We start from the raw sequence: 26,960 nt of genomic DNA on the forward strand, positions 1-26,960 counted from the left end.
TCGGGGTGCCTCAGTGGTGGGCCGGTGCAGCGATGCGCCGGGTCATCCAAGACCGTTGGTGTGCCTTGCGGCACTTAAACCCCCGGGGCCAACGCAGATGGCGATCCCGCTGCAGATGGATGCATTTCCAAAACAGTTGGTCGCTGCAACAAGAGCGCGCATGAGGGGCTTGCCCCGAGTGCGCATTTGAAGGAGTAGACCTTGAGTCTTAATCGCAGTGAGAAAGAAGCGGTCATCAATGAAGTGACCAGCCTCGCCGCAAAAGCTCAAACGCTTGTGATCGCGGAATACCGCGGCATCACGGTCGCCGACATGACCAAACTGCGTTCTGATGCTCGCAGCAAGGGTGTGAGCCTGAGCGTGTTGAAGAACACGCTGGCCCGCCGTGCTGTGGCTGGCAGCCAGTTTGACGTTGTCGCCGACCAGATGACCGGCCCTCTGATCTATGGCTTCTCTGAAGACGCAGTGGCCGCCGCCAAGGTGGTGGCCGACTTCGCGAAAACCAACGACAAGCTGGTGATCCGCGGTGGTGCGTTTGCAGGCAAGGCCCTGGACGTGAACGGTGTGAAGCAACTGGCGAACATCCCCTCGAAGGAAGTTCTGCTGGCACAACTGTGTGGCTTGCTGATGTCGCCTATCTCGCGTACGGCCGTTGTGCTGGGCGCCCTGGCGGCAAAGAAGAGCGAAGGCTCTGCCGAAGAACCGGCAGCCGAAGCAGTCGCAGCCTGAGCGCGCGGCAGTTAACCAATATTGTTAGGAAATCAAAATGGCATTCGATAAAGACGCATTTCTGACCGCGCTCGACGGCATGACGGTCCTGGAACTCAATGACCTGGTGAAGGCCATTGAAGAGAAGTTTGGCGTGAGCGCTGCCGCTATGGCTGCTCCCGCTGCTGGCGGCGCTGCTGGCGGCGCTGCTGCTGCAGAAGAAAAGACCGAGTTCAACGTTGTGCTGACCGAAGCCGGCGCGAACAAGGTTTCCGTCATCAAGGCCGTGCGTGAAATCACCGGCCTGGGTCTGAAGGAAGCCAAGGACCTGGTCGACGGCGCTCCCAAGAACGTCAAGGAAGGCGTTGCCAAGGCTGACGCTGAAGCCGCTGTGAAGAAGCTGGTGGAAGCCGGTGCCAAGGCTGAACTGAAGTAATTCAGTCCCCTCAAGGGCTGGAGGCTCCGAAAAAGGGCCTCCAGCCTTTGGCGCTTGTGGAGCGCTGATCCATAGAGCACACTAAAAAGCAGTCAGCACAGTCTGTTTTTTAGTGTCTTCTGACAACCCGACAGCAGAAGATGCCTTGGTTCGGGCGATGTGCAACGCATCGCCGTCAGCCATGGTTGGTAGTGGCCAACCGCCAAGCCCGCAGGGAGCTTTCCATGTGGGGCAGTCGTCGCAGACCCAGGACTCATGTCTTTGCCCGGAGATCTCATGGCCTATTCTTACACCGAACGCAAGCGAATCCGCAAAAGCTTCGGGAGCCGCGACAGCGTGCTCGAAGTGCCTTACCTGCTGCAGATGCAAAAAGATGCATATACCGCATTCTTGCAGTCAGATGTAGCCCCCAAAAAACGCACCATCGAAGGCCTGCAAGCGGCCTTCAACTCCGCCTTCCCCATCGTCTCCCACAACGGTTTTGTGGAGATGAAGTTCGTCGAGTACAACCTCGCCAAGCCTGCTTTCGATGTGCGCGAGTGCCAGACCCGTGGTCTGACGTTCGCCTCCGCCGTGCGCGCCAAGGTCCAGTTGATCATCTATGACCGTGAGTCTTCGACCTCGCAGTCCAAGGTGGTCAAGGAAGTCAAGGAGCAAGAGGTCTACATGGGCGAAGTGCCCCTGATGACCGAAAAGGGCTCGTTCATCATCAACGGCACCGAGCGTGTCATCGTCTCGCAGCTGCACCGCTCGCCTGGCGTGTTCTTCGAGCACGACAAGGGCAAGACCCACAGCTCGGGCAAGCTGCTGTTCTCGGCACGCATCATTCCTTACCGCGGCTCGTGGCTGGACTTCGAGTTCGATCCCAAGGACCTGCTGTTCTTCCGCGTCGACCGTCGCCGCAAGATGCCCGTGTCCATTCTGCTGAAGGCCATTGGCCTGACGCCGGAATCGATCCTGGCCAACTTCTTCGTCAACGACAACTTCCGCCTCATGGATTCGGGCGCGCAGATGGAGTTCGTCTCCGAGCGCCTGCGCGGGGAAGTCGCGCGCTTCGACATCACCGACAAGTCGGGCAAGGTCGTGGTCGCCAAGGACAAGCGCGTCACTGCTCGCCACACGCGTGAGCTGGAGCAGTCGGGCACCAAGTTCATCAGCGTCCCCGAAGATTTCCTGATCGGCCGCGTGGTCGCCAAGAACATCGTCGATCCGGACACGGGCGAGATCATCGCCAAGGCCAATGAAGAGCTGACCGAGTCCCTGCTCAAGAAGCTGCGCAGCGCCGGCATCCAGGAGCTGCAGTGCATCTACACGAATGAGCTGGACCAGGGCGCCTACATCTCGCAGACCCTGCGCACCGACGAAACCGTGGATGAGTTCGCTGCACGCGTGGCCATCTACCGCATGATGCGCCCCGGCGAGCCGCCGACCGAAGACGCCGTGCAGGCCCTGTTCCAGCGCCTGTTCTACAACCCCGACACCTACGACCTTTCGCGCGTGGGCCGGATGAAGTTCAACGCCAAGGTCGGCCGCGATGGCGCCACCGGCCCCATGGTGCTGTCCAACGAGGACATCCTGGCCGTGGTCAAGATCCTGGTGGATCTGCGCAACGGCAAGGGCGAAGTCGACGATATCGACCACCTGGGCAACCGCCGTGTGCGTTGCGTGGGCGAACTGGCCGAAAACCAGTACCGCACCGGCCTGGCACGTATCGAGAAGGCTGTGAAGGAGCGTCTGGGCCAGGCCGAGCAAGAGCCGCTGATGCCCCATGACCTGATCAACAGCAAGCCGATTTCGGCCGCCCTGAAGGAATTCTTCGGTGCGTCGCAGCTGTCGCAGTTCATGGACCAGACCAACCCTCTGGCCGAAATCACGCACAAGCGTCGCGTCTCGGCCCTGGGCCCGGGCGGTCTGACCCGCGAGCGTGCAGGCTTCGAAGTGCGCGACGTGCACGTGACCCACTACGGCCGCGTCTGCCCTATCGAAACGCCTGAAGGCCCGAACATCGGCCTGATCAACTCGCTGGCCCTGTACGCCCGCCTGAACGAGTACGGCTTCATCGAGACGCCGTACCGCCGGGTGGCCGACGGCAAGGTCACGATGGAGATCGACTACCTGTCGGCCATCGAGGAAGGCAAGTACATCATCGCCCAGGCCAACGCCGAGCTGGATGCCGAAGGCCGCCTGATCGGCGACCTGGTGTCGGCGCGCGAAAAGGGTGATTCGACCCTGGTGTCTGCCGAGCGCGTTCAGTACATGGACGTGTCGCCCGCACAGATCGTGTCGGTGGCTGCCTCGCTGATTCCGTTCCTGGAGCACGATGACGCGAACCGCGCATTGATGGGCGCCAACATGTCGCGTCAGGCCGTGCCTGTGCTGCGTCCCGAAAAGCCCATGGTGGGCACGGGCATCGAGCGCGTGGCGGCAGTGGACTCCGGCACCGTGGTGACGGCAACCCGCGGCGGTATCGTGGACTATGTCGATGCCACCCGCATCGTGGTCCGCGTGAACGATGCGGAAGCCGTGGCCGGCGAAGTCGGCGTGGACATCTACAACCTCATCAAGTACCAGCGTTCCAACCAGAACACCAACATCCACCAGCGTCCCATCGTCAAGCGTGGCGACAAGCTGGCCAAGGGTGACGTGGTGGCCGACGGCGCATCGACCGACCTGGGCGAAATCGCCATCGGTCAGAACATGCTGATCGCCTTCATGCCCTGGAACGGCTACAACTTCGAGGATTCGATCCTGATCAACGAGCGCGTGGTGGCCGAAGACCGCTACACCTCGATCCACATCGAAGAACTCGTGGTGATGGCCCGCGACACCAAGCTCGGTGCCGAGGAAATCACGCGCGACATCCCGAACCTGTCCGAGCAGCAGCTCAACCGCCTGGACGAGTCCGGCATCATCTACGTGGGTGCGGAAGTGCAGCCCGGCGATGTGCTGGTCGGCAAGGTCACGCCCAAGGGCGAGACCACGCTGACGCCTGAAGAGAAGCTGCTGCGCGCCATCTTCGGCGAGAAGGCTTCCGACGTGAAGGACACCTCGCTGCGCGTGGACCAGGGCTCGCAAGGCACCGTGATCGACGTGCAGGTCTTCACCCGTGAAGGCATCCAGCGTGACAAGCGCGCCCAGCAGATCATCGACGATGAACTCAAGCGCTACCGCCTGGACCTGAACGACCAGCTGCGCATCGTCGAGGCCGACGCCTTCGACCGTATCGAGAAGCTGCTCAATGGCCGCGTGGCCAACGGCGGCCCGCAGAAGCTGGCCAAGGGCGCCAAGATCGACAAGGCCTACCTGGATGGCGTGGAGAAGTTCCACTGGTTCGACATCCGTCCTGCAGAGGACGAAGTCGCCACCCAGCTCGAGTCCATCAAGAACTCGCTGGAGCAGACGCGCCACAGCTTCGACCTGGCTTTTGAAGAAAAGCGCAAGAAGCTCACCCAGGGCGACGAGCTGCCCGCTGGCGTGCTCAAGATGGTCAAGGTCTACCTGGCCGTCAAGCGCCGCCTGCAACCCGGCGACAAGATGGCCGGCCGCCACGGCAACAAGGGTGTGGTCTCCAAGATCGTTCCGGTCGAGGACATGCCCTACATGGCCGACGGCTCCACTGCCGACATCGTGCTGAACCCGCTGGGCGTGCCTTCGCGTATGAACATCGGCCAGGTGCTGGAAGTGCATCTGGGCTGGGCCGGCAAGGGCCTGGGCCAGCGCATCGGCGACATGCTGCAGCAGGAAGCCCGCGCCGCCGAGATCCGCACCTTCATGGAAGAGATCTACAACTCGCGCGGCCGCAAGGAAGACCTGACGCAGCTCGACGACAAGGAGATCGTGTCCATGGCGCAGGCGCTGACCACGGGCGTGCCGTTTGCCACGCCGGTGTTCGATGGTGCGTCCGAGCAGGAAATCCAGGACATGCTGCATCTGGCATATCCGGAGGAGCTGGCCCAGCGCAAGGGGCTGACCGAGTCGCGCACGCAGGCCTACCTGTATGACGGCCGCACCGGTGACCGCTTCGAGCGTCCGACCACCATCGGCTACATGCACTACCTGAAGCTGCACCACTTGGTCGACGACAAGATGCACGCCCGCTCCACGGGTCCGTACTCTCTGGTGACGCAGCAGCCGCTGGGCGGCAAGGCCCAGTTCGGTGGCCAGCGTTTCGGGGAAATGGAAGTGTGGGCGCTGGAAGCTTACGGCGCCGCCTATGTGCTGCAGGAAATGCTGACCGTGAAGTCCGACGACGTGGTGGGCCGTACCAAGGTGTACGAATCCATCGTCAAGGGCGAGCACGCCATCGAGGCAGGCATGCCCGAGTCGTTCAACGTGCTGGTCAAGGAAATCCGCTCCCTGGGCCTCGACATCGAGCTTGAGCGTTCTTAAATATTGAAAAGGGAAAGAGTCTTATGAAATCTCTACTCGACCTGTTCAAGCAATTCACGCCTGATGAGCATTTCGATGCCATCAAGATCGGTCTGGCTTCTCCCGAGAAGATCCGTTCCTGGTCCTTCGGCGAGGTGAAGAAGCCCGAGACCATCAACTACCGCACGTTCAAGCCCGAGCGCGATGGTCTGTTCTGCGCCAAGATCTTTGGCCCCATCAAGGACTACGAGTGCCTGTGCGGCAAGTACAAGCGCCTCAAGCACCGCGGTGTGATCTGCGAGAAGTGCGGCGTCGAAGTGACCCAGACCAAGGTGCGCCGCGAGCGCATGGGCCACATCGACCTGGCTGCGCCCTGCGCCCACATCTGGTTCCTGAAGTCGCTGCCGTCGCGTCTGGGCCTGGTGCTCGACATGACGCTGCGCGATATCGAGCGCGTGCTGTACTTCGAAGCCTACGTGGTGACCGACCCCGGCATGACCCCGCTGAAGAAGTTCAGCATCATGACCGAGGACGATTACGAGGCCAAGCGCACCGAATACGGTGACGAGTTCGAAGCCAAGATGGGCGCCGAAGGCATCAAGGATCTGCTCGAAGGCATCGACATCGATGTCGAGACAGAGCGCCTGCGCGGCGATCTGACCGGCTCCGAAGTCAAGGTCAAGAAGAACGCCAAGCGCCTGAAGCTGCTGGAAGCGTTCAAGAAGTCCGGCATCAAGCCGGGCTGGATGGTCATGGAAGTGCTGCCCGTGCTGCCCCCGGACCTGCGTCCGCTGGTGCCGCTGGACGGCGGCCGCTTCGCAACGTCCGACCTGAACGACCTGTATCGCCGCGTCATCAACCGCAACTCGCGTCTGCGCCGCCTGCTGGAGCTGAAGGCTCCGGAAATCATCGCGCGCAACGAAAAGCGCATGCTGCAGGAAGCGGTGGACTCGCTGCTGGACAACGGCCGCCGTGGCAAGGCCATGACGGGCGCCAACAAGCGTGCCCTGAAGTCGCTGGCCGACATGATCAAGGGCAAGAGCGGTCGTTTCCGCCAGAACTTGCTGGGCAAGCGCGTGGACTATTCGGGCCGTTCCGTGATCACGGTGGGTCCGTACCTCAAGCTGCACCAGTGCGGTCTGCCCAAGCTGATGGCGCTGGAACTGTTCAAGCCCTTCATCTTCGCGCAGCTCGAGCAGCGCGGCATCGCCACCACCATCAAGGCGGCGAAGAAGGAAGTCGAATCCGGCACGCCCGTGGTGTGGGACATCCTCGAAGAGGTCATCAAGGAGCACCCGGTCATGCTGAACCGTGCTCCCACGCTGCACCGACTGGGCATCCAGGCCTTCGAGCCCATCCTGATCGAAGGCAAGGCCATCCAGCTGCACCCGCTCGTCTGCGCGGCCTTCAACGCCGACTTCGACGGTGACCAGATGGCTGTCCACGTTCCGCTGTCGGTGGAAGCACAGATGGAAGCCCGCACGCTGATGCTGGCCTCCAACAACGTGCTGTTCCCCGCATCGGGCGAGCCCTCCATCGTTCCTTCGCAGGACGTGGTGCTGGGTCTGTACCACGCAACGCGCGAGCGCATCAACGGCAAGGGCGAAGGCATGATCTTCGCCGACATCGGTGAAGTGCAGCGCGCGCTGGACTCCGACCAGGTCGAACTGGCCGCCAAGATCAGCGTGCGTCTGACCGAGTGGACCAAGAACAAGGACTCCGGCGAGTTCGAGCCTTCGACCAGCCTGGTGGAAACCACCGTGGGCCGCGCCCTGATGTCCGAGATCCTTCCCAAGGGCCTGCCGTTCAGCCACATGAACAAGGCGCTCAAGAAGAAGGAAATCTCCAAGCTCATCAACGCCTCGTTCCGCAAGTGCGGTCTCAAGGCCACGGTGGTGTTTGCCGACAAGCTGCTGCAAAACGGCTTCCGCCTGTCCACGCACGCCGGTATCTCGATCGCCATCGGCGACATGCTGGTGCCGCCGCAAAAGGCCGAGATCATCGGCCGTGCCGAAGCCGAGGTGAAGGAGATCGAACAGCAGTACGTCTCCGGTCTCGTGACCGCTGGCGAGCGCTACAACAAGGTGGTGGACATCTGGGGCAAGGCCGGCGACGAAGTCTCCAAGGTCATGATGGCCCAGCTTGCCAAGGAAAAGGTCATCGACCGCCACGGCAACGAAGTCGAGCAGGAATCGTTCAACGCCATTTACATGATGGCCGACTCCGGCGCCCGCGGCTCGGCCGCGCAGATCCGCCAGCTGGCCGGCATGCGTGGCCTGATGGCCAAGCCTGACGGCTCCATCATCGAGACGCCCATTACGGCGAACTTCCGTGAAGGCCTGAACGTTCTGCAGTACTTCATCTCCACCCACGGCGCCCGAAAGGGTCTGGCCGACACGGCGTTGAAGACGGCCAACTCCGGCTACCTGACGCGTCGTCTGGTGGACGTGACGCAGGATCTGGTGGTCAACGAGGACGATTGCGGCACGACCAATGGCGCACTGATGCGCGCCATCGTCGAAGGCGGTGAAGTGATCGAATCGCTGCGCGACCGCGTGCTGGGCCGTACCACGGCCGAGGACGTCGTGCATCCCGAGACGCTGGCCGTCCTGCTGCCCGCAGGCACGCTGCTCAACGAAGACGGGATCGATGAACTCGAGTTGCAGGGCGTGGACGAGATCAAGGTCCGCACCGCGCTGACCTGCGAAACCCGCTACGGCCTGTGCGCCAAGTGCTACGGCCGCGACCTGGGCCGCGGCGGCCTGATCAACCTCGGCGAAGCCGTGGGTGTGATCGCCGCCCAGTCCATCGGCGAGCCCGGCACGCAGCTGACCATGCGTACGTTCCACATCGGTGGTGCCGCTTCGCGCGCTGCCATCGCCTCGAGCGTGGAAGCCAAGTCCAACGGCTCCATCAGCTTCAACAGCACGATGCGCTACGTCAGCAACACCAAGGGTGAGCTGGTCGTGATTTCGCGTTCGGGCGAAATCGTCATCAGCGACAACGGCCGCGAGCGTGAGCGCCACAAGGTGCCTTACGGTGCCGTGCTGACCGTCAGGCCTGACCAGCAGGTCAAGGCCGGTCTGATCCTGGCCAACTGGGATCCGCTGACCCGACCCATCATTACCGAGTACGCCGGCCAGGTGCGCTTCGAGAATGTGGAAGAGGGCCTGACCGTGGCCAAGCAGGTCGATGAAGTGACCGGCCTGTCCACGCTGGTGGTGATCGATCCCAAGCGCCGTGGCTCTGCCAAGGTCGTGCGTCCTCAGGTCAAGCTGATCGATGCCAACAACCAGGAAGTCAAGATCCCCGGCACCGACCACTCGGTGACGATCGGCTTCCAGGTCGGCGCTCTGATCCAGGTGCGCGACGGCCAGGACGTGGGCCCCGGCGAAGTGCTGGCCCGTATCCCTGTCGAAGGCCAGAAGACCCGCGACATTACCGGCGGTCTGCCCCGCGTGGCCGAGCTGTTCGAAGCCCGTACGCCCAAGGACAAGGGCACGCTGGCCGAGATGACCGGCACCATCTCCTTCGGCAAGGAAACCAAGGGCAAGGTGCGCATGCAGATCACCGATCTGGATGGCAAGGTCTGGGAAGAGCTCGTGCCCAAGGAAAAGAACATCCTGGTGCACGAAGGCCAGGTGGTCAACAAGGGCGAGTCCATCGTCGACGGTCCCGCCGATCCGCAGGACATCCTGCGCCTGCTGGGCATCGAGGAGCTGTCGCGCTACATCGTTGATGAAGTGCAGGACGTCTACCGTCTGCAGGGTGTGAAGATCAATGACAAGCACATCGAGGTGATCGTTCGCCAGATGCTGCGCCGCGTCGTGGTCGAGAACACCGGCGATTCGACCTACATCGCTGGCGAGCAGGTCGAGCGTTCGGAAATCCTCAATACCAACGAGGCCCTGCAGCGCGAAGGCAAGATCCCCGCCACGTACTCCAACGTGCTGCTGGGTATTACCAAGGCTTCGCTGTCGACCGACTCCTTCATCTCCGCCGCGTCGTTCCAGGAAACGACCCGCGTGCTCACCGAGGCTGCCATCATGGGCAAGCGCGACGAGCTGCGTGGCCTGAAGGAAAACGTCATCGTGGGTCGCCTGATCCCCGCTGGTACGGGTCTGGCCTACCACCAGGCACGCAAGGCCAAGGACGCCATGGACGACGCAGAGCGCCGCGCCATCGCCGACGCCGAAGCGGCCGAACTGGCCGGTGTGATGGCCGATGACGACACTGCTGCAGTGTCTGTCGCCGGTGACGCTTCCGCCGACTGATGCACTCGGGCGAGCGTCAAGCGAGCCCTTGAAGTGACGTGACGCTCCCGGCCTGCCCAGCGCAGGCGGGAGCGTTTTTCTTTGGGAATAACCAGGGCCCGGCCGGACCAGCCTCCGGCCGGGCCATTGCAGACGATGTGGTCCTTGTCTCTTGAATGGATGCTGCTGGCACTGCTGGTGTTCTGGGCCGTTGGCGCATACAACCGGCTGGCCCGGCTGCGCAGCGGCTGCGTGCAGCAGTTCGGAGCGCTCGATGCGCACCTGGGCCAGTGGCATGCCATGCTGCAGGCCTTCGAGGCCCAGCCCAAGGCCGAAGGCCAAAGCCCCGCCCTTGTGCATGCCCAGGCCGCACTGCACCAGACCGCCGCACAGCTGCAGGCGGCCCTGGTCGATGCCCGTGGCCGGCCGCTGCGCGAGACCGCGCTGGCCTCGCTGGAGCACGCCTGTTCGGCGCTGGACGTGGCCTGGCAGGCCATGACCAAGGTCGCCGTTGATACCGGCACCGGCGCCGCTGGCACTGGCGCTGCGCCACCAGATGCCCCATCGCCGGACCCCGACCCGCTGCAGCCCTGGCAGCAGCGCTGGACCGAGCACCAGGTGCGCAACCGCCTGGGACTGCAGCAATTCAACGCTGCGGCTGAGCGCTACAACGCCGCCATTGCGCAATATCCGGCCAGGCTGCTGGCCTGGCTGCTGGGCTTTCGCCCGGTGCGCAGCCTGCTGGTCGAGCCTGTCGCCAGCAAGGCACAGGAAAGTGGAACATGAACCTACGCACGCATTCTTCCCCGCGCCGCGCTGCGGCGCCCTCGCAGGCGCATGCCGCACCGCCTCTTTGGCAGCAGCTCGACGCCGTCGCCCAATGCCTGCAGTCCGTGCTTGAAGGCCAGTCCAGCCGCAGCGTGCTGGCGCGCGTGGCGCAGCCGCTGCGCCCCGGCGTCCAGGCGCTGCTGTTCCAGGTACTGCGCCAGTTGGGCCGTGCCCAGGCGCTGCAAAAGCAGCTGGCCTCGCGCAACCCGCCGCCGCGCGTCAGCGCATTGCTGAACACGGCCCTGGCCCTGGCCTGGGATGAATCCCGGGCACCGTACCCACCATTCACCCTGGTCAACCAGACGGTGGAGGCTGCCAAGCAGGGGCCCACGCGCGCCCAGTCCGGCTTCATCAATGCCTGCCTGCGCCGCTTCCTGCGCGAGCGCGATGCCCTGGTCGCCGCCACCGACGACCAGCCGCAGGCCGTCTGGAACCACCCGGCCTGGTGGATCGCCCGTTTGCGCAAGGACCATCCCGATCATTGGCAAGCCATCCTGCAGGCCAACAATGAACAGCCGCCGATGACGCTGCGCGTCAACCGCCAACAAACGGACCGCCAGTCCTACCAGGCAGCGCTGCAGGCCATGGACGTGCCTTCGCTGGCCGTGGCCGACAGCGGCCTGCAACTGCAGCAGGCCCTGCCGGTGCAATCCCTGCCGGGCTTCGACGAAGGCCTGGCCTCGGTGCAGGATGCGGCCGCGCAACTGGCCGCGCCGCTGCTGCTGCAGGGGCTGGAGCAGCCCGCCGGCCGCGCGCTGCGTGTGCTCGATGCCTGCGCCGCCCCGGGCGGCAAGACGGCCCACCTGCTGGAGTACGCAGCCCCGCAGACCCTTGAGGTCACGGCGCTGGAGATAGATGCCGAGCGCGCCTCGCGCATCGCGGATACGCTGGGGCGGCTGCGCCTGCAGGCCCGCGTGGTGGTGGCCGATGCATCCCGGCCCGACCAGTGGTTCGATGCGCAATGCGGCGGCCAGCGGTTCGACGCCATCTTGCTGGACGCGCCCTGCACGGCCTCGGGCATCGTGCGGCGCCAGCCCGACGTGCGCTGGCTGCGCCGCGAAAGCGATGTGCGCCAGCTGGCCGAGATCCAGGCGCGCCTGCTCGACACCCTGTGGCCCCTGCTGCAGCCCGGCGGGCGCCTGCTCTACTGCACCTGCTCGGTCTTCAGGGAAGAGGGCGAGGCACAGGTTCAAGCGTTTGTTACACGCAACAGTGAGGCGCGAACCCTGGCGGCACCGGGGCATTTAATCCCGGGCAAAGCCGACAAAGCCGGCATGCTGGCTGACAATGCTTTGGGTGACCACGACGGTTTCTTCTACGCCTTGCTGCAAAAGACGCGCTGACCCCCCCCATCGGGCCTGGTCGCCAGCCTGGCTGCGCCTGCTGGCGCGGCTGGCCGGGGCGCTTTTGCTGGCCGGCGTGCTGGCGGGCCTGGGCCTGCAGGCCAGGGCCGATGCCCTGACGGCCGAGATCGGCCCCATGCAGCTCGATCGCTCCGACGACGGCCTGCTGCTGTCGGCCACCCTCCATTTCGAGCTGCCCTACCAGATCGACGATGCGCTGCGCCAGGGCATCCCCATGTACTTCGTGGCCGATGCCCAGATCCAGCGCGAGCGCTGGTACTGGTCCGATCAGCAACTGGCCACCGCCAGCCGCCACTACCGCCTCAGCCACCAGCCGCTGACGCGCCGCTGGCGCCTGCACATCTCCAGCACCCCGTTCTCCAGCAGCGGCCTGGGGCTGGCGCTGGGCCAGACCTTCGAAAGCCTGGACGATGCGCTGGCCTCCATGCAGCGCATCTCGCGCTGGAAGATCATGGACACGGCGCCCACGCAATCGGGCGTATCGGTGCAACTGCGCTTTCGCATCGACCTGTCCCAGCTGCCCAGGCCGCTGCAGATCGGCGCGCTGGGCCGCTCGGGCTGGAACCTGCAGCTGTCGCGCACCCAGATGCTGGAAGACGCCCCATGAGCAGGGCCTCAGCCGACGAAGAACGCGTGGCCCTGCCGGCCTCGGCCGGCCTGTCGCGCGGCACGCGCTGGGCCGTGGGCGTGGGCGCCGGCCTCATGGGTCTGGTCGGCGTGCTGCTGCTGTTCCTGCTCACCCTGGCCACCAACAACCGCCTGGACTACGAGCGCAACTACAACTGGCTGTTCGCCGCCAACGTGGTCGTGGCCGGCCTGCTGCTGGCCATCCTGGTCTGGGGCGGCATCCGCCTGGCCATCCGGCTGCAGCGCGGGCGCTTCGGCAGCCGCCTGCTGCTCAAGCTGGCCGGCATCTTCACGCTGGTGGGCCTGGTGCCGGGCCTGCTGATCTACATCGTCTCCTACCAGTTCGTCTCGCGCTCCATCGAAAGCTGGTTCGATGTGCAGGTCGAGGGCGCGCTGTCGGCCGGCGTCAGCCTGGCCAGTGCCACGCTGGAGACCGTGGCCAATGACATGGCCAACAACACGCGCACCGCAGGCGCCCAGCTGTCCCAGGTCTCCGATGCCGGCGCAGCGCTGATCCTGGAGCGCGTGCGCGACCAGTTGGGTGCCACCGATGTCGTGCTGTGGAGTGCATCGGAGCTTGCCGTCATGGGCCCGACGCAGACCACCCGCAGCGGTGACCTTGCGGGCCTGCGCGCCATCGCCAGCGTGGGCCAGTCGCGCTTCAACCTGCAGCCCGAACGCCCCAGCGCGCAAATGCTGCGCTCGCTGCGCGAGCAGCGCGCCGTGGCCAGCATCGAAGGCCTGGACGACGATGGCATGGCCCAGCCCGGCGCCACCGCGCCCGGCGCCCAGGTCCGCACCCTGGCCCTGGTGCCCAACCCCAGCGTGGGCCTGCTGACCGAGCCGCGCTACCTGCAGGCCACCATTGCACTGCCGCAGGCCCTGGTGACCAATGCCCTGGCCGTGCAGGCAGCCAACCGCGAATACCAGGAGCGCGCGCTGGCACGCGGTGGCCTGCAGCGCATGTACATAGGCACGCTCACGCTCAGCCTGTTCCTGGCCGTCTTCGGCGCCGTGGTGCTGGCCATCGTGCTGGGCAACCAGCTGGCCCGGCCGCTGCTGCTGCTGGCCCAGGGCATGCGCGACGTGGCGCGCGGCGACCTGCGGCCCAAGCCGGCGCTGCAGACGCGCGACGAGATCGGCGGGCTCACGCGCTCCTTTGCGCTCATGACCCAGCAACTGGCCGACGCCCGCGCCGAAGCCAACCGCAGCATGGGCCAGCTCGATGCCGCACGCGGCAACCTGCAGACCATCCTCGACAACCTCACCTCGGGCGTCATCGTGCTGGACGCGCGCGGCGCCATCGTGCTGAGCAATCCCGGCGCCACGCGCATATTGCGCGCGCCCATGGCCGTCCATGAAGGCCGGCTGCTGTCCCAGGTGCCGGGGCTGGAGCAGTTCGGCGAAGTCGTGCAGGAGCAGTTCGCGCTCTTCCTGGGCGAGCAGGGGCGCGATCGCTGGCAACTGGTGCATGAGCTGCATGCCTCCACCGATGGCGGCGTCATCCAGCACACCACCACCCTGGTCATGCGCGGTGCAGAACTGCCCGATGCGCAGCGCCTGCTTGTCTTCGACGACATCTCGGAAATCGTCTCGGCCCAGCGTGCCCAGGCCTGGGGCGAGGTGGCGCGCCGCGTGGCCCACGAGATCAAGAACCCGCTCACGCCCATCCAGCTGTCGGCCGAGCGCATGGCCATGCGGCTGACCGACAAGCTGCAGCCTGCAGAGCAGGCGCTGCTGGCCAAGTCCGTCAAGACCATCGTCGATCAGGTCGGCGCCATGAAGCGCCTGGTCGATGAATTCCGCGACTACGCGCGCCTTCCCGCCGCCAACCTGCAGTCGCTGGACCTCAACGCGCTGGTCACCGATGTGCTCCAGCTGTATGGGGAAGAGAACGCCGAAGTGCGCGTGGACTGCGTGCTGGACCCGCAATGCCCGCCGATTTCCGGCGATGGCCAGCAGCTGCGCCAGGTCATTCACAATCTTTTGCAGAATGCCCAGGACGCCACGGCCCAGCGCGCGCAGGAAAGCGGCCAGCCCCCCGGCCCCGTGACCATAGAGACGCGCTGGAACGAGTCCGCGCGCCGCGTGCGCCTGAGCATCAGTGACAGCGGCACGGGCTTCGCCGCCAACATCCTTCAACGGGCCTTCGAGCCCTACGTCACGACCAAGGTGCGAGGCACCGGCCTGGGCCTGGCCGTGGTCAAGAAAATCGCAGACGAGCATGGCGCCCGCATCGACCTGGGCAACAGGGAAGACGACGGGGTGATTCAAGGTGCGCAAGTGTCGCTATCATTTGCGCCTGAGCGTACGGGATAGGCCTGACGCCCCCCGCGCCTCAGCACATAGGCTTAAGACACATGGCAAACATACTGGTGGTCGACGACGAACTGGGGATCCGGGATTTGTTGTCGGAAATCCTCAACGACGAAGGTCATAGTGTGGACGTGGCCGAGAACGCCGGTCAGGCACGCTCGGCGCGCGCCTCCAACACCTACGACCTCGTGCTTCTCGACATCTGGATGCCCGACACCGATGGCGTATCGCTGCTCAAGGAATGGGCCTCGGCAGGTCTGCTGACCATGCCCGTGATCATGATGAGCGGTCACGCCACCATCGAGACGGCCGTTGAGGCCACGCGCATCGGTGCGCTGTCCTTCCTCGAAAAACCCATCACCATGCAAAAGCTGCTCAAGGCCGTGGAGCAGGGCTTGGCGCGCAACGCCGCCAGCCAGGCACCGGCTGCAGCGCCCGTGGCGGTGGTCGAGCCGGACACTGCAGCCGTGGTCACGCCTGCGGCCAGCCGCGTGCCGGTGGACAACAACGTGCCGCATGCACACCAGGGGTTCGACCTGGACCGCCCGCTGCGCGAGGCGCGCGACGGCTTCGAGAAGGCCTACTTCGAATTCCACCTGGCACGCGAAGGCGGCTCCATGACACGCGTGGCCGAGAAGACCGGCCTGGAGCGCACCCACCTGTACCGCAAGCTGCGCCAGCTGGGCGTGGACCTGGGCCGCAACAAGCGCGGATAGACTTTTTGAAGGAATTTTGGCTTTTTCGTTTTTGGGTCAAAAAATCCTGCATATAATCTAGTTCTCGGCCCGGTAGCTCAGTCGGTAGAGCAGAGGATTGAAAATCCTTGTGTCGGCGGTTCGATTCCGTCCCAGGCCACCAAATTCAGTAAAAAATTACGGACTGCTTCGCAAGAAGCGGTCCGTTTTTCTTTGTGCTGCTAAAAAGCCTGCCGTTGTTCAGGACGCCCAGGCCACACGCTTCAGTCACTCAGGCGGGGGCGGCTGCATTGTCACGGTCACCAGCAGCACGCAGCCCTGTTCGCCCCGGGCGTGCACGTCATGGGGTTCGCCCGCCGGCACCAGCACTACCGAGCCGGCCACCAGCCGCAGGCTGGCCACGCGCGTGGCGATGCCGGCTTCGCCCGCCAGGCAGTGAATGGTGGCCTCGCCGGGCACCTGGTGGCGCGGCAGTGCATGGCCGGGCGGCAGCACCAGCCTAAGCAGCTGCAGCTGGGGCGTTCTGATCAGGCTGGTGCTGATGTGCATGCCGTCGCGGGCGTGCAGGGCGATGACCTCCAGTGGCTTTGCGTGTTCGAGTGCCATGCTTGGCTCCTGCTTGATGTGGGTCAGAAGGTGGTGCCGCAGCGGCCCCGCCCGCGCGCCTGAAGATGTACGCTGAATGCATCTTATGCAGGCGCACGGCGGGCCGGAAGGAGTGGACATCATGGCGCAATGGCTGGAACTGGAGGAACCCCTGCGAACCCGGGAGCCGGCACCGCAATGGAAGGCCTTCCTGGAGCTGGGATTGCGGCCGCCGTACCTGTGGCGTTTCGCCCCGCTGCTGGTGCGCCCGCGTGCCGACCGGCAGGCATGATCGCAGGCCTGCCATGCGCCTGACCCTGATGACCGACTACGCGCTGCGCCTGCTCATGCATGTGGCGCGCCACCCCGGGCGGCTGTGCACGATTGCCGAGATCGCCCAGGCCCATGCCATCTCCGAAGCCCACCTCATGAAGGTCACGCACCAGTTGGCGCTGCGCGGCTGGATCGTGACCGTGCGCGGCAAGGGCGGCGGCATGCGCCTGGCCCATGCGCCGGCCGACATCGGCCTGGGCGACGTGGTGCGCGGCATGGAGCCGGACCTTGCCATCATCGAATGCTTCACGGGCACCAGCCCGCCGGCCTGCACGCTTGCGCAGGACTGCCGACTGGCCGGCGTGCTGGGCGGGGCGCTGGACAGCTTCATGGCCCATCTGGACGGCTTCACGCTGGCCGATCTGCTGCCGGCTCCCGCATCCCTGCCGCTGCACCTGCCTCTGCCGCAAAGGAGCCGCGCATGAGCTACGGACTGCTGCTGACCCTGCACCTGCTGGCGGCCATTGCCTTTGCAGGCACGGTGTTCTTCGAAGTCGTGCTGCTGGCCGGCGCGCGCCGCCACCTGCCCGCTGCCGTGGCGCGCGCCACCGAGCAGGCGCTGGGCGACCGCGCGGTCGCCGTCATGCCCTGGGTGCTGATGGTGCTGTACGGCGCGGGGCTGGGGCTGGCCTGGCAGCACCGCGCGGCATTGGCTGCTGCCTATGCCGCTCCGCTGGCCAGCAGCTTCGGCCTGCTGCTGGCGCTCAAGATCGGGCTGGCGCTCAGCGTGTTCGGGCATTTCCTGGCGGCCATGTGGTGGCGCCGGCGCGGTGTGCTGGGCGGGCGCCGCTCGCACCGCCTGCACCTGAGCGTGTTCTGCCACGTGCTGGCCATCGTGCTGCTGGCCAAGGCCATGTTCTACCTGCACTGGTAAACAGCCTGCAGGCAGGCCCTGCCCGCGTTAAGCTCGCTGCTCGCATGGCTTGGAGCACGGGGGCGCAGAGGTGGCATCGCATTGGCAGCCGGGCTTGATCGCCCTGCACGGGAATCAGACGGAGGTGCTGGCCGACACGGTGCTGGCATGGCTGGCTGCGCACCCGCTGGATGTGCTGGAGCCCGAGGTGGTGCTGGTGCAGAGCAACGGCATGGCCGAGTGGTTCAAGATGCGCATGGCCGAGCAGCTGGGCGTGTGCGCCGCCGCGCGCGTGGAACTGCCCGCGCGCTTTGTGTGGCGCAGCTACCGCCAGGTGCTGGGCCGCCAGGCCGTGCCGCGCGAATCGCCCCTGGACAAGACGCCCATGACCTGGCGGCTCATGCGCCTGCTGCCGCAGTGCCTGCATGACCCGGCCTTCGCCCCCATTGCAGGCTTTCTGCGCCCCGGCGAGCCCGAGCGGCTGCTGCAATTGGCCCAGCGCCTGGCCGACCTTTTCGACCAATACCAGATCTACCGCGCCGACTGGCTGGACGCCTGGGAGGCCGGGCATGACGTGCTGCCCATGCCCTTGCGCCCTGGTGTGGCGGACGCCCCGGTGCCCGAAGGCCAGCAGTGGCAGCCGCGCCTGTGGCGCGCCGTGCTGGCCGAGCTGGACGAGGACCAGCGCGGCGCCACGCGCGCGCGCCTGCAGGGCAGGGTGCTGGCCGCGCTGCAGTCCGGCGAGCCGCCGGCCGCGCCGCTGGCGCGCCGCGTGGTGGTGTTCGGCATCAGCCAGTTGCCGCTGAGCCTGCTGGAATTCCTGGCCGCCATTGCCCGCCACAGCCAGGTGCTGCTGGCCGTGCCCAATCCCTGCCGCTTCCATTGGGCCGACGCCATCGACGGGCGCGAGCTGCTGCGCATGGCGCGGCGCCGCCAGCCGCTGCGCGGCGGGCGCGATCTGGCGCAGCTGCCACTGGAGGCCATGCACGCCCACGCACATCCGCTGCTGGCCGCTTGGGGCCGGCAAAGCCGCGACTATGTGCGCCAGCTCGACGCCTTCGACACCACGGGTGCGGCCGCGCAGCTGCAGATGCCGCGCGTGGACCTGTTCGACGAGACGGATGCCGAGGACCTGCGCACCGCGCCGCTGCTGGCCCAGGTGCAGCAGCGCATCCGCGACCTGGTGCCGCTGGCCGAGCACCCGCCGCTGGAGGTGGCGCGGGCCGACCGCTCCATCGTCTTTCACAGCGCCCACAGCGTGGTGCGCGAGCTGGAGGTGCTGCACGACCAGCTGCTGCAGATGCTGGCCCGGCCACCGGATCCTGCCCAGCCAGGGCAAGCGCCGCTGGCCCCGCGTGACGTGGTGGTCATGCTGCCGTCCATAGAGACGGCAGCGCCCTCGATACGTGCGGTCTTCGGCCAGTACGGCCGCCATGACCCGCGCCATATTCCCTTCGACATCGCCGACCTGGGTGCGCGCGCCAGCAGCCCGCTGGCCGTGGCCCTGCAATGGCTGCTGCGCCTGCCCCAGCAGCGCTGCCGGCTCAGCGAGCTGTGCGACCTGCTGGACGTCCCAGCGATTGCCGCGCGCATGGGGCTGGCGGCCGACGACCTGCCCCAGCTCACGCGCTGGATGGCCGGGGCCGGCATCCGCTGGGGACTCAATGCGCCGCAGCGCGGCGCCCTGGGCCTGCAGGCCTGTGGCGAGCACAACAGCGCCTGGTTCGGCCTGCAGCGCATGCTGCTGGGCTATGCCGGCGGCGTGGCGCAGGACGGCCAGGCCTTTGGCGGTATCGAGCCCTATGACGAAGTGGGCGGCCTGTCAGCCGAGCTGGCCGGCGTGCTGGCCGCGCTGCTGGAGCGCATGCTGGCCTGGTGGCGCGAGGCCGGGCGGCCCGCCACGCCCGAGGCCTGGGCGCAGCGCTTTCGCGCACTGCTGCAGGACTTCTTCAAGGCGCAGGACGACGAGGACGAGGCCATGCTGGCCGCGCTGGACGCCGCCCTCACGGACTGGCAGCGCGCCTGCGAGCAGGCCGGCTATGCGGACGCCGTGGAACTGGGCGTGGCCCAGGAGGCCTGGATGCAGGCGCTGGAGCAGCCCTCGCTGTCGCAGCGCTTTCGCGCCGGTGGCGTGACCTTTTGCACGCTGATGCCCATGCGGGCCATTCCCTTCGAGGTGGTCTGCCTGCTGGGCATGAATGATGGCGACTATCCGCGCCGCGCCACGCGCAGCGACTTCGACCTGATGGCGCTGCCCGGCCAGCAGCGCCCCGGCGACCGCGCGCGCCGCGACGATGACCGCCAGCTCATGCTCGAAGCCCTGCTGTCCGCACGCCGCGCGCTCTACATCAGCTGGACCGGCCACCATGTGCGCGACAACAGCGAGCAGCCGCCCTCGGTCCTGGTCTCCCAGCTGCGCGACTACCTGGAGACGGGCTGGCGCGGCGAAGGCGGCCAGCCGCTGCTGGCGCAGCGCACGCAGCAGCACCCGCTGCAGCCCTTCAGCCGCCGCTATTTCGAAGAAGGCTCGCCCTGGACCACCTATGCGCGCGAATGGCGGGCCGCGCATGCGCAGTCTGACGGCACGGACGCGTTGCCTGCGCTGCCCGCGCAGCCGCGCCCGCCCTTTGTCCCCGACGCCTCGGCGCCGCTGACGCTGGCCCGGCTCACCGATTTCCTGCGCCACCCGGCGCGCGCCTACCTGCGCCAGCGCCTGCAGGTGCGCTTCGAGCAGGAGGACAACCCCGTGGTGGACGAGGAACTGTTCCAGCTCGACGGCCTGACCGAATACCTTCTGGTGCAGCAGTTGCAGCAGCAGGTGGCGGCCGGCCTGGACGAGCCCGGGCAGGCGCCCCAGGCCATGGAAGACAGCGTGCGAGCGGCCGTGGCGCGCCTCACGCGCTCGGGGCGGCTGCCGCTGGCGGGGCTGGGCGAGCGCGGCGCGCGGGCGCTGCAGTCCTCGGTCACGCCTTCGCTGCGGGCCTGGCGCCAGCAACTGGATCGGTATGCCCATCCCGCGCCGCGCAGGCGGCTGCTGATCGAGGACGATGGACTGGTGTTCGACGACTGGATCGACGGGCTGCGCCAGTCCTGCGAAACCGAAGAGTCCCCCGATGCGGACGACGCACAGTGCTGGCTGCTGCTGGACCCGCGCAACCTGCTCAATGCCAAGGGCAGGCCCCATGCCGACAAGCTCATGCCGGTCTACCTGCGCAGCCTGGCGCTGGCCGCCAGCGGCTCGCAGGCCGAGTTGCGCGTGGTGGCGCGCGACGGCCTGGTGCAGGTACTGCCCATGGACCCTTCCGACGCGCTGGCACGGCTGCGTGAATTGATGGCCCTGTGGCGCGAAGGCCAGAACGGTCCGCTGCCTTTGCCGCTGCGCAGCGGCCTGGCCATGGCCGAAGGCTTTCCCGCTGCGGCCCAGCAGGCCTATGAGGGCGGTCATCTGGTCGGCGGCGAAGGCGAGGACCCGTCCTGGGCACGCTGCTACCCGGACTTCGAACGGCTGAGCGCCGATGGCCGTTTCGAGGCCCTGGCCCATGCCGCTCACGCGCCGCTGCTCGACTGGGTGGCCGCGCAGGTGCAGGTCCTGCCGTACCAGGGGGAGGCGCAATGAGCGCGAGCGAAATGATCGGCGCCGTGACCAGCCATGTGCTCGACGCGCAGCGCTTCCCGCTGTGGGGCAGCCGCCTGATCGAGGCCAGCGCCGGCACCGGCAAGACCTGGACCATCGCCGCGCTCTACCTGCGCCTGGTGCTGGGGCATGGCGAGGGCAGCCTGGACGGCATCAGCAGCACGGCCTTCGAGCGCCCGCTGATGCCGCCCGACATCCTCGTCATGACCTTCACGCGCGCGGCCACGCGCGAGCTGTCCGACCGCATACGCAAGCGCCTGATCGAGGCCGTGCAGTGCTTTCGCGGCGAGGCCGAGCCCGCGCCCCACGACGCCTTCCTGCACGCGCTGCGCGAGGCCTACCCCGAAGGCGCGGCCCGTGAACGCGCGGCCTGGCGCCTGGCCATGGCGGCCGAATGCATGGACGACGCGGCCATCCACACCATCGACGCCTGGTGCCAGCGCATGCTGCGCGAGCATGCCTTCGACAGCGGCAACCTCTTCGACGAAACGCTGGAGCCGGACGAAAGCCAGCGCCAGACCGAGGCCGCGCAGGACTACTGGCGCCAGCAGTGCTACCCGCTGTCCGACGAGTTGCTGGACGAGGTCCTGAAGATCTGGCCCCACGTCGGCGCCCTGGTCGATGACATGCGCGCCCTGCTGCGCGAGCCCCCCGTGCCCGGCGCGGGCGAGGGCAGCCTGGCCGACTGCCTGCAGCGCGCCATGGAGCAGCGCCGCAGCCGCCTGCTGGCCCTGGCGGCCGGCTGGGACGACAAGGCACAGCGCCTGCAGCTGTGGCTGGATGGACAGCTCGACGGCCATGGCGCGCTGTGGGACAAGCGCAAGCTGCAGCCCGCGCGCTACACCGGCTGGCTGGCCGCGCTGGCCGACTGGTCGCGCGCCCCGCTGGACGGCGCGCTGGCGCTGACCGGGGCCGCGCGCCACCGCCTCAGCCCCGAGGGCCTGGCCGAGGCCTTCAAGGGCTCGGCCGGCGATGTGCTCATGCCGCTGGAGCTGGCCGAACTGCAGGCGCTGCTGCTGCAGCTGGAGCAACTGCCGCCCGTCAGCGTGGCCGTGCGCCTGCATGCGGCCGCGCGCGTGGCGCAGCGGCTGGCCCACCTCAAGCGCCAGGCCGGCAGCTTCGGCTTTGCCGACATGCTGCAGCGCCTGGACACGGCCCTGGCCGGCGACAACGGCGCTGTGCTGCGCGAGCGCATCCTGGCCCAGTACCCGGTGGCGCTGATCGATGAATTCCAGGACACCTCGCCGCTGCAGTACCGCCTGTTCGACCAGATCTACCGCACGGCGGCCAACGACCCGCACAGCGCTCTGTTGCTGATCGGCGACCCCAAGCAGTCCATCTACGGCTTTCGCGGCGCCGACATCCACAGCTACCTGCAGGCGCGCCGCGCCACCCAGGGGCGCCACTACGTGCTGGGCACCAACTACCGCTCCACCCAGGCGCTGGTGGGCGCCGTCAACCATTGGTTCGCGCAGGCCGAGCAGCGGCCGGGCGAGGGCGCCTTCATGTTCCGGCGCGGCAGCCACAACCCGCTGCCGTTCGAGCCCGTGGCTGCCCAGGGCCGGCGCGAGCTGCTGCACACGCGCGACGGCGCCATGCCCGCCCTCACCGTGGCCTGGAGTGCGGGCCGCGACGAGGACACCGGCATTCCCCTGCCTTTGGCGGCCGACGAGGTGCGGCGGCGCTTTGCGGCCCATTGCGCCGAGCAGATCGTGCAGTGGCTGACCGACCCGCAGGCCGGCTTTGTGCAGCCCGATGGCCGCCTTGTGCGCCTGCGGCCTGCCGACATCGCCGTGCTGGTGCGCACGGGTCGAGAGGCGGCCGCCGTGCGCCGAGAGCTGCAGGCGCGCGCCGTGGCCTCGGTCTACCTGTCGGACCAGGATTCGGTGTTCGCCAGCGACGAGGCCCATGACCTGCTGTATTGGCTGCGCGCCGTCGCCGCGCCGCTGGATGCCCAGGCCGTGCGCGCGGGCCTGGCCACGCGGCTCATCGGCCTGTCGCTGGACGAGCTGGCCTGGCTGGCCGCCGACGAGGAAGCCTTTGACTCGCGCAGCGAGCAGCTGCGCGAACTGCACAGCATCTGGCTGCGCCTGGGCGTGCTGGCCATGCTGCGCCAGACCCTGTACCGGCTGGACCTGCCCGTGCGCTGGCTGCAGGACCCGGCCATGGGCGGCGAGCGGCGCCTGACCAACTACCTGCACCTGGCCGAGCTGCTGCAGACCGCCAGCGCGCAGCTGGAGGGCGAGCAGGCCCTGATCCGCTGGCTGGCCACCCAGATCGAGACGCCGGGCAGCGGCAGCGAAGAGCAGGTGGTGCGCCTGGAAAGCGATGCCGACCTGGTCAAGCTCGTCACCGTGCACAAGAGCAAGGGCCTGGAGTACCCGCTGGTCTGCCTGCCGTTTGCGGGCAGCTTCCGCCCCATGGAACGGGCCAGGACGCCCTTCCTGACCCTGTCCGCGCAGGACGAGTCGCAAGACGATGCGACCCCGGCCCGCCGATTGCTGCTGGACTTCAGCGACGAGGAGCTGGCCCAGGCCGACCGCGAGCGGCTGCGCGAGGACCTGCGCCTGTTCTACGTGGCGCTCACCCGCCCGCGCCATGCGCTGTGGCTGGGCCTGGCTCCGCTCAAGCGCGGCAACGGCAAGGCCTGCGTGAACGAGCAGGGCGCAGCCGGCTACCTGCTGGGCGGCACCGAGCCGCGCTCGGCCCAGGGCTGGCGCGACGGCCTGCAGCAGCTGTGCGGCGAAGACCCGCACATGGCCTGGCGCGACCTGGATGCCGTGCCACTGCAGCGCACGCGCTGGCAGCCCCCGGCCGGCGCCACGCCGCTGCACGATGCCCCGGCCTACGACGCGCGCTTCGACACCCGCTGGGGCATCGGCAGCTTCTCGGCCCTGGTGCGTGCCATGGCCGCGCCCAGCCTGCCCGTGCTGCCCGTGGCCGTGCAGCGCCCGGCCGAGGATGAGCAGGCGCTGGAGCCGCCGCCATCGCCGGAACTGGCGGACATTGCCGGCCTGGCGGGCCTGCAGCCCCTGCAGGATGGACCGGCCGGCGGGCCTGCGGTCTGGCACCGCTTTCTGCGCGGCCCCGTGGTCGGCAACTTCGTGCACGACCAGCTGGAATGGCTGGGCGGCGAAGACTTTGCCCTGCCCGTGGACGGCCAGGGTGCGCTCGCTGATCGCCTGGTGCGCCGCTGCGAGCGCGCGGGCCGTGGCGAGCAGGCGCGCGACCTGCTGGCCTGGCTCACGGCCGTGGTCCACCAGCCGCTGGCGCCGCTCGATGTCACGCTGGCCACGCTGGGCCCGCAACTGTCCGAGATGGAGTTCTGGCTGCCCGCGCGCCAGCTGCCGGCCGAGCGCATTGACCAGCTGTGCCGGCGCTTCATCCTGCCGGGGCAGGAGCGGCCCGCGCTGCCCCAGCGCTCGCTGCACGGCATGCTCATGGGCTTTGCCGACCTGGTGTTCTGCCACGAGGGCCGCTACTGGGTGCTTGACTACAAGAGCAACCACCTGGGCCCGGACGGCGCCGCCTACGGCCGGGAGGCCCTGGCCCGCGCCATGCTCCACCACCGCTACGACGTGCAGGCCGCGCTCTACCTGCTGGCCCTGCACCGGCTGCTGCGCAGCCGCCTGGGCACGGCCTACGAGCCGCAGCGCCAGCTGGGCGGCGCGCTGTACTACTTTCTGCGCGGCATCGATGGCCCGGCCGGTGGCATGCATGCCATGGCGCCCGAGCTGCCCCTGCTCGATGCGCTCGATGAACTGCTCGGCCCCGGCCGAGCCGATATGCAGGAGCCGCCATGAGCCCGCGCCCCCGTTCGCGGACCGTCGATACGGCCACGCTGGACCTGTTCGACGAACCGCCGGGCGCCGTGCCGCCAGACACCAATGAACTGCTGGCCCTGCTGCGCCGCTGGGCCGATGCCGGCCTGCTGCGGCGCCTGGATGCGGCGCTGGCCTCCTTCGTCGCCGGGCAGGATGCGCAGGCCGGGCCCGCCTTGCTGGTGGCCGCCGCGCTGCTGGCGCAGATGGAGGGGCGCGGCCATAGCTGCCTGCCCCTGGCACCGCTGGCCGGCAACCCCAACGACGTGCTGGCCTGGCCCGCCGAGGCGCTGCCCGCGCAGCAGGCCCTGTGGCAGATGCTGCCCGCGCGCCTGTCCGGCTGGGTGGCGGCGCTGGGTGCCAGCCCTGTGGTGCGCGTGGTCGGCGACGCGGGCCAGGATGGCGGCGAGGACCTTGGCCAGCCCCTGGTGCTGGCCGGTGCCGACGGCCCCGCGCCGCTGCTGTACCTGCGCCGCTACTGGGACTACGAGCGCGCCGTGGCCACCCATGTCATCCAGCGCACGGCGGCGCAGGCCGTGGCCGGCCAGCCGATGGACGAAGCCCTGGCCCGCCACTGGCTGGACCGCCTGTTCCCGCCTGCGGCGGAAGGCAGCCCCGTGGACTGGCAGAAGCTGGCCTGCGCGCTGGCGTTGCGCGGCCGGCTGTCGGTGATCACGGGCGGCCCCGGCACCGGCAAGACCTATACCGCCGCGCGGCTGCTGGCCCTGCTGTTTGCCACGGCGCCAGACGCCGGCCAGCTGCGCGTGGCCCTGGCCGCCCCCACGGGCAAGGCGGCTGCGCGCCTGAAGCAATCGATTGACGGGGCCTTGCTGCAATTGCAGGGCAGCATGGGCGGCGAGATCGACCTGGCGGGCCTGGTGCAGCGCATGGGCGCGGCGCGCACCCTGCACTCCATGCTGGGCGCGCGGCCCGATACGCGGCACTGGGGATTCCATGCGGGCCGGCAGCTGGACGTGGACGTGCTCATCGTCGATGAGGCCTCCATGGTCCACCTGGAGATGATGGCGGCGCTGCTGGAGGCACTGCCGTCCGGCGCCCGCCTGGTGCTGCTGGGCGACAAGGACCAGCTGGCATCGGTGGAGGCGGGCGCCGTGCTGGGCGACCTGTGCCGCGATGCCCAGGCCGGACGCTACCTGCCGGACACGCTGGACTATGCGCTGCGCGTGGCCGGCCAGGCGGTGCCGCCGCAGTTCGCGGCGCCGGCAGGCGACCGGCCTCCGGCTCTTGCGCAGCACACCGTCATGCTGCGCGAAAGCCGGCGCTTCGGTGGCCCCATCGGCCAGTTGGCGCGCGCCGTGAATGCCGGCCACGCCGCGCAGGCCCAGGCCTTGCTCGATGCCGGCACGCAAGGCGGTACGCACTCCGAACTCTGGGAGCGCCAGGGCGGCGGCGTGCAGGCCGTGACCGAACTGGCCGTGCGCGGGCGTGGCGGCCTGGCCAGCTATGCGCTGTATGCCAGCGCGCTGCAAAACAGGCCGGCTGCGGACGGCGGCTGCGAGGCCGCGCACCGGGTCTGGGTGGTCGATGTGCTGCAGGCCTTCGAGCGCTTCCGGCTGCTGTGCGCCGTGCGCGAGGGGGACTGGGGCGTGTCCGGCCTCAACCGGGCGGTGGAGCAGGCCCTGGAAGCGCAGGGCGCGATCCGCCGCAGCGGCGAATGGTATGCGGGCCGGCCCGTCATGGTCACGCGCAACGATGCGCAGCTGGGCGTGTTCAACGGCGACATCGGCATTGCGCTGCCGGGTGGGTCGCAGGGCGGGTCGCAGGGCGGGTCACAGGGGGGGCTGCAGGGTGGGCCCGGGCAGCCGCTGCGCGTGTACTTCCTGCAGGGTGACGAGCTGCGCTCGGTCGGTGTCAGCCGCCTGGCCCATGTGGAGACCGCCTTCGCCATGACGGTGCACAAGAGCCAGGGCTCGGAGTTCGAGCACACGGCCCTGGTGCTGCCCTCGCGCGGCGGCAGCGTGCTGGGGCGCGAGCTGGTCTACACGGGCATCACGCGCGCCCGCCAGGCCTTCTCGCTGTTCTCCGAGGTGCCGGGCCTGCTGGCCTCGGCCGTTGGCAGCCCCACGCAGCGCGCCAGCGGGCTGCTGCGCTGGCTGCAGGACTGAGGCGGGCAGGGGG

16 protein-coding genes and 1 tRNA gene are annotated in these 26,960 nt (G+C 67.9%); 16 read left to right on the forward strand and 1 reads right to left on the reverse strand.

The window, feature by feature from the left end; translation table 11 throughout:
• Positions 1-201: 201 nt before the first annotated feature.
• From rplJ to JHD82_RS10505, 10 genes are all read left to right on the forward strand, one after another.
• A complete protein-coding gene (rplJ, locus tag JHD82_RS10460; RefSeq protein ID WP_012202440.1) occupies positions 202-729 on the forward strand; it encodes a 50S ribosomal protein L10 in 528 nt (175 codons plus the stop codon).
• A 37-nt stretch (positions 730-766) separates the two neighbouring features.
• Positions 767-1,144 carry a 50S ribosomal protein L7/L12 gene (gene rplL, locus JHD82_RS10465; protein WP_012202441.1) on the forward strand — a complete coding sequence of 126 codons (378 nt, stop codon included), beginning with the start codon at positions 767-769 and terminating at the stop codon, positions 1,142-1,144.
• Between the two features lie 276 nt (positions 1,145-1,420).
• Positions 1,421-5,533 carry a DNA-directed RNA polymerase subunit beta gene (gene rpoB / locus JHD82_RS10470; RefSeq protein WP_199136359.1) on the forward strand — a complete coding sequence of 1,371 codons (4,113 nt, stop codon included), beginning with the start codon at positions 1,421-1,423 and terminating at the stop codon, positions 5,531-5,533.
• 23 nt (positions 5,534-5,556) lie between these two features.
• Positions 5,557-9,786 (forward strand): DNA-directed RNA polymerase subunit beta', encoded by a 4,230-nt coding sequence (rpoC, locus tag JHD82_RS10475; protein WP_012202443.1) that lies wholly within the window; start codon positions 5,557-5,559, stop codon positions 9,784-9,786.
• 135 nt (positions 9,787-9,921) lie between these two features.
• On the forward strand, positions 9,922-10,551 hold the full coding sequence (locus tag JHD82_RS10480) for a LemA protein (protein ID WP_199136361.1): 630 nt from the start codon (positions 9,922-9,924) through the stop codon (positions 10,549-10,551).
• Positions 10,548-11,936, forward strand: coding sequence for a 16S rRNA (cytosine(967)-C(5))-methyltransferase RsmB (gene rsmB, locus JHD82_RS10485; protein WP_199136363.1), 1,389 nt, complete (start codon positions 10,548-10,550; stop codon positions 11,934-11,936). Before JHD82_RS10480 ends, rsmB begins: the two co-directional genes overlap by 4 nt.
• The gene (locus JHD82_RS10490) at positions 11,881-12,564 is read left to right on the forward strand and encodes a DUF4390 domain-containing protein (RefSeq protein ID WP_233174688.1); all 684 of its coding nucleotides are present in this window, start codon (positions 11,881-11,883) and stop codon (positions 12,562-12,564) included. The genes rsmB and JHD82_RS10490 overlap by 56 nt, the downstream gene beginning before the upstream one ends.
• Positions 12,561-14,903, forward strand: coding sequence for an ATP-binding protein (locus JHD82_RS10495; protein ID WP_199136365.1), 2,343 nt, complete (start codon positions 12,561-12,563; stop codon positions 14,901-14,903). The genes JHD82_RS10490 and JHD82_RS10495 overlap by 4 nt, the downstream gene beginning before the upstream one ends.
• Before the next feature lie 41 nt (positions 14,904-14,944).
• Positions 14,945-15,616 carry a response regulator gene (locus JHD82_RS10500; RefSeq protein WP_012202448.1) on the forward strand — a complete coding sequence of 224 codons (672 nt, stop codon included), beginning with the start codon at positions 14,945-14,947 and terminating at the stop codon, positions 15,614-15,616.
• Between the two features lie 66 nt (positions 15,617-15,682).
• Positions 15,683-15,758: transfer RNA gene (locus JHD82_RS10505), tRNA-Phe, on the forward strand.
• A gap of 104 nt (positions 15,759-15,862) precedes the next feature.
• Here the strand turns inward: JHD82_RS10505 and JHD82_RS10510 are convergent.
• Positions 15,863-16,201 carry a cupin domain-containing protein gene (locus JHD82_RS10510; protein WP_180318595.1) on the reverse strand — a complete coding sequence of 113 codons (339 nt, stop codon included), beginning with the start codon at positions 16,199-16,201 and terminating at the stop codon, positions 15,863-15,865.
• A 121-nt stretch (positions 16,202-16,322) separates the two neighbouring features.
• Between JHD82_RS10510 and JHD82_RS10515 the strand changes: the two genes are divergently transcribed.
• The 6 genes from JHD82_RS10515 to recD all read left to right on the forward strand — a co-directional run bounded on the left by JHD82_RS10515 (position 16,323) and on the right by recD (position 26,947).
• Positions 16,323-16,472, forward strand: a complete 150-nt coding sequence (locus JHD82_RS10515) for a hypothetical protein (RefSeq protein WP_157059620.1) — start codon at positions 16,323-16,325, stop codon at positions 16,470-16,472.
• Positions 16,473-16,485: 13 nt separating this feature from the next.
• On the forward strand, positions 16,486-16,938 hold the full coding sequence (locus JHD82_RS10520) for an Rrf2 family transcriptional regulator (protein WP_199136367.1): 453 nt from the start codon (positions 16,486-16,488) through the stop codon (positions 16,936-16,938).
• Entirely contained in the window at positions 16,935-17,387 is a 453-nt protein-coding gene (locus JHD82_RS10525) for a CopD family copper resistance protein (RefSeq protein ID WP_043792215.1), read from the forward strand. The genes JHD82_RS10520 and JHD82_RS10525 overlap by 4 nt, the downstream gene beginning before the upstream one ends.
• A 70-nt stretch (positions 17,388-17,457) precedes the next feature.
• A complete protein-coding gene (gene recC / locus JHD82_RS10530) occupies positions 17,458-20,982 on the forward strand; it encodes an exodeoxyribonuclease V subunit gamma (RefSeq protein ID WP_199136369.1) in 3,525 nt (1,174 codons plus the stop codon).
• Positions 20,979-24,803, forward strand: coding sequence for an exodeoxyribonuclease V subunit beta (recB, locus tag JHD82_RS10535; RefSeq protein ID WP_199136371.1), 3,825 nt, complete (start codon positions 20,979-20,981; stop codon positions 24,801-24,803). Before recC ends, recB begins: the two co-directional genes overlap by 4 nt.
• Entirely contained in the window at positions 24,800-26,947 is a 2,148-nt protein-coding gene (gene recD / locus JHD82_RS10540; RefSeq protein WP_199136373.1) for an exodeoxyribonuclease V subunit alpha, read from the forward strand. Before recB ends, recD begins: the two co-directional genes overlap by 4 nt.
• Positions 26,948-26,960 lie beyond the last annotated feature (13 nt).

Origin of the sequence: Delftia sp. ASV31, from assembly GCF_016428765.1 — a bacterium.
Taxonomy (GTDB): domain Bacteria; phylum Pseudomonadota; class Gammaproteobacteria; order Burkholderiales; family Burkholderiaceae_C; genus Comamonas; species Comamonas acidovorans.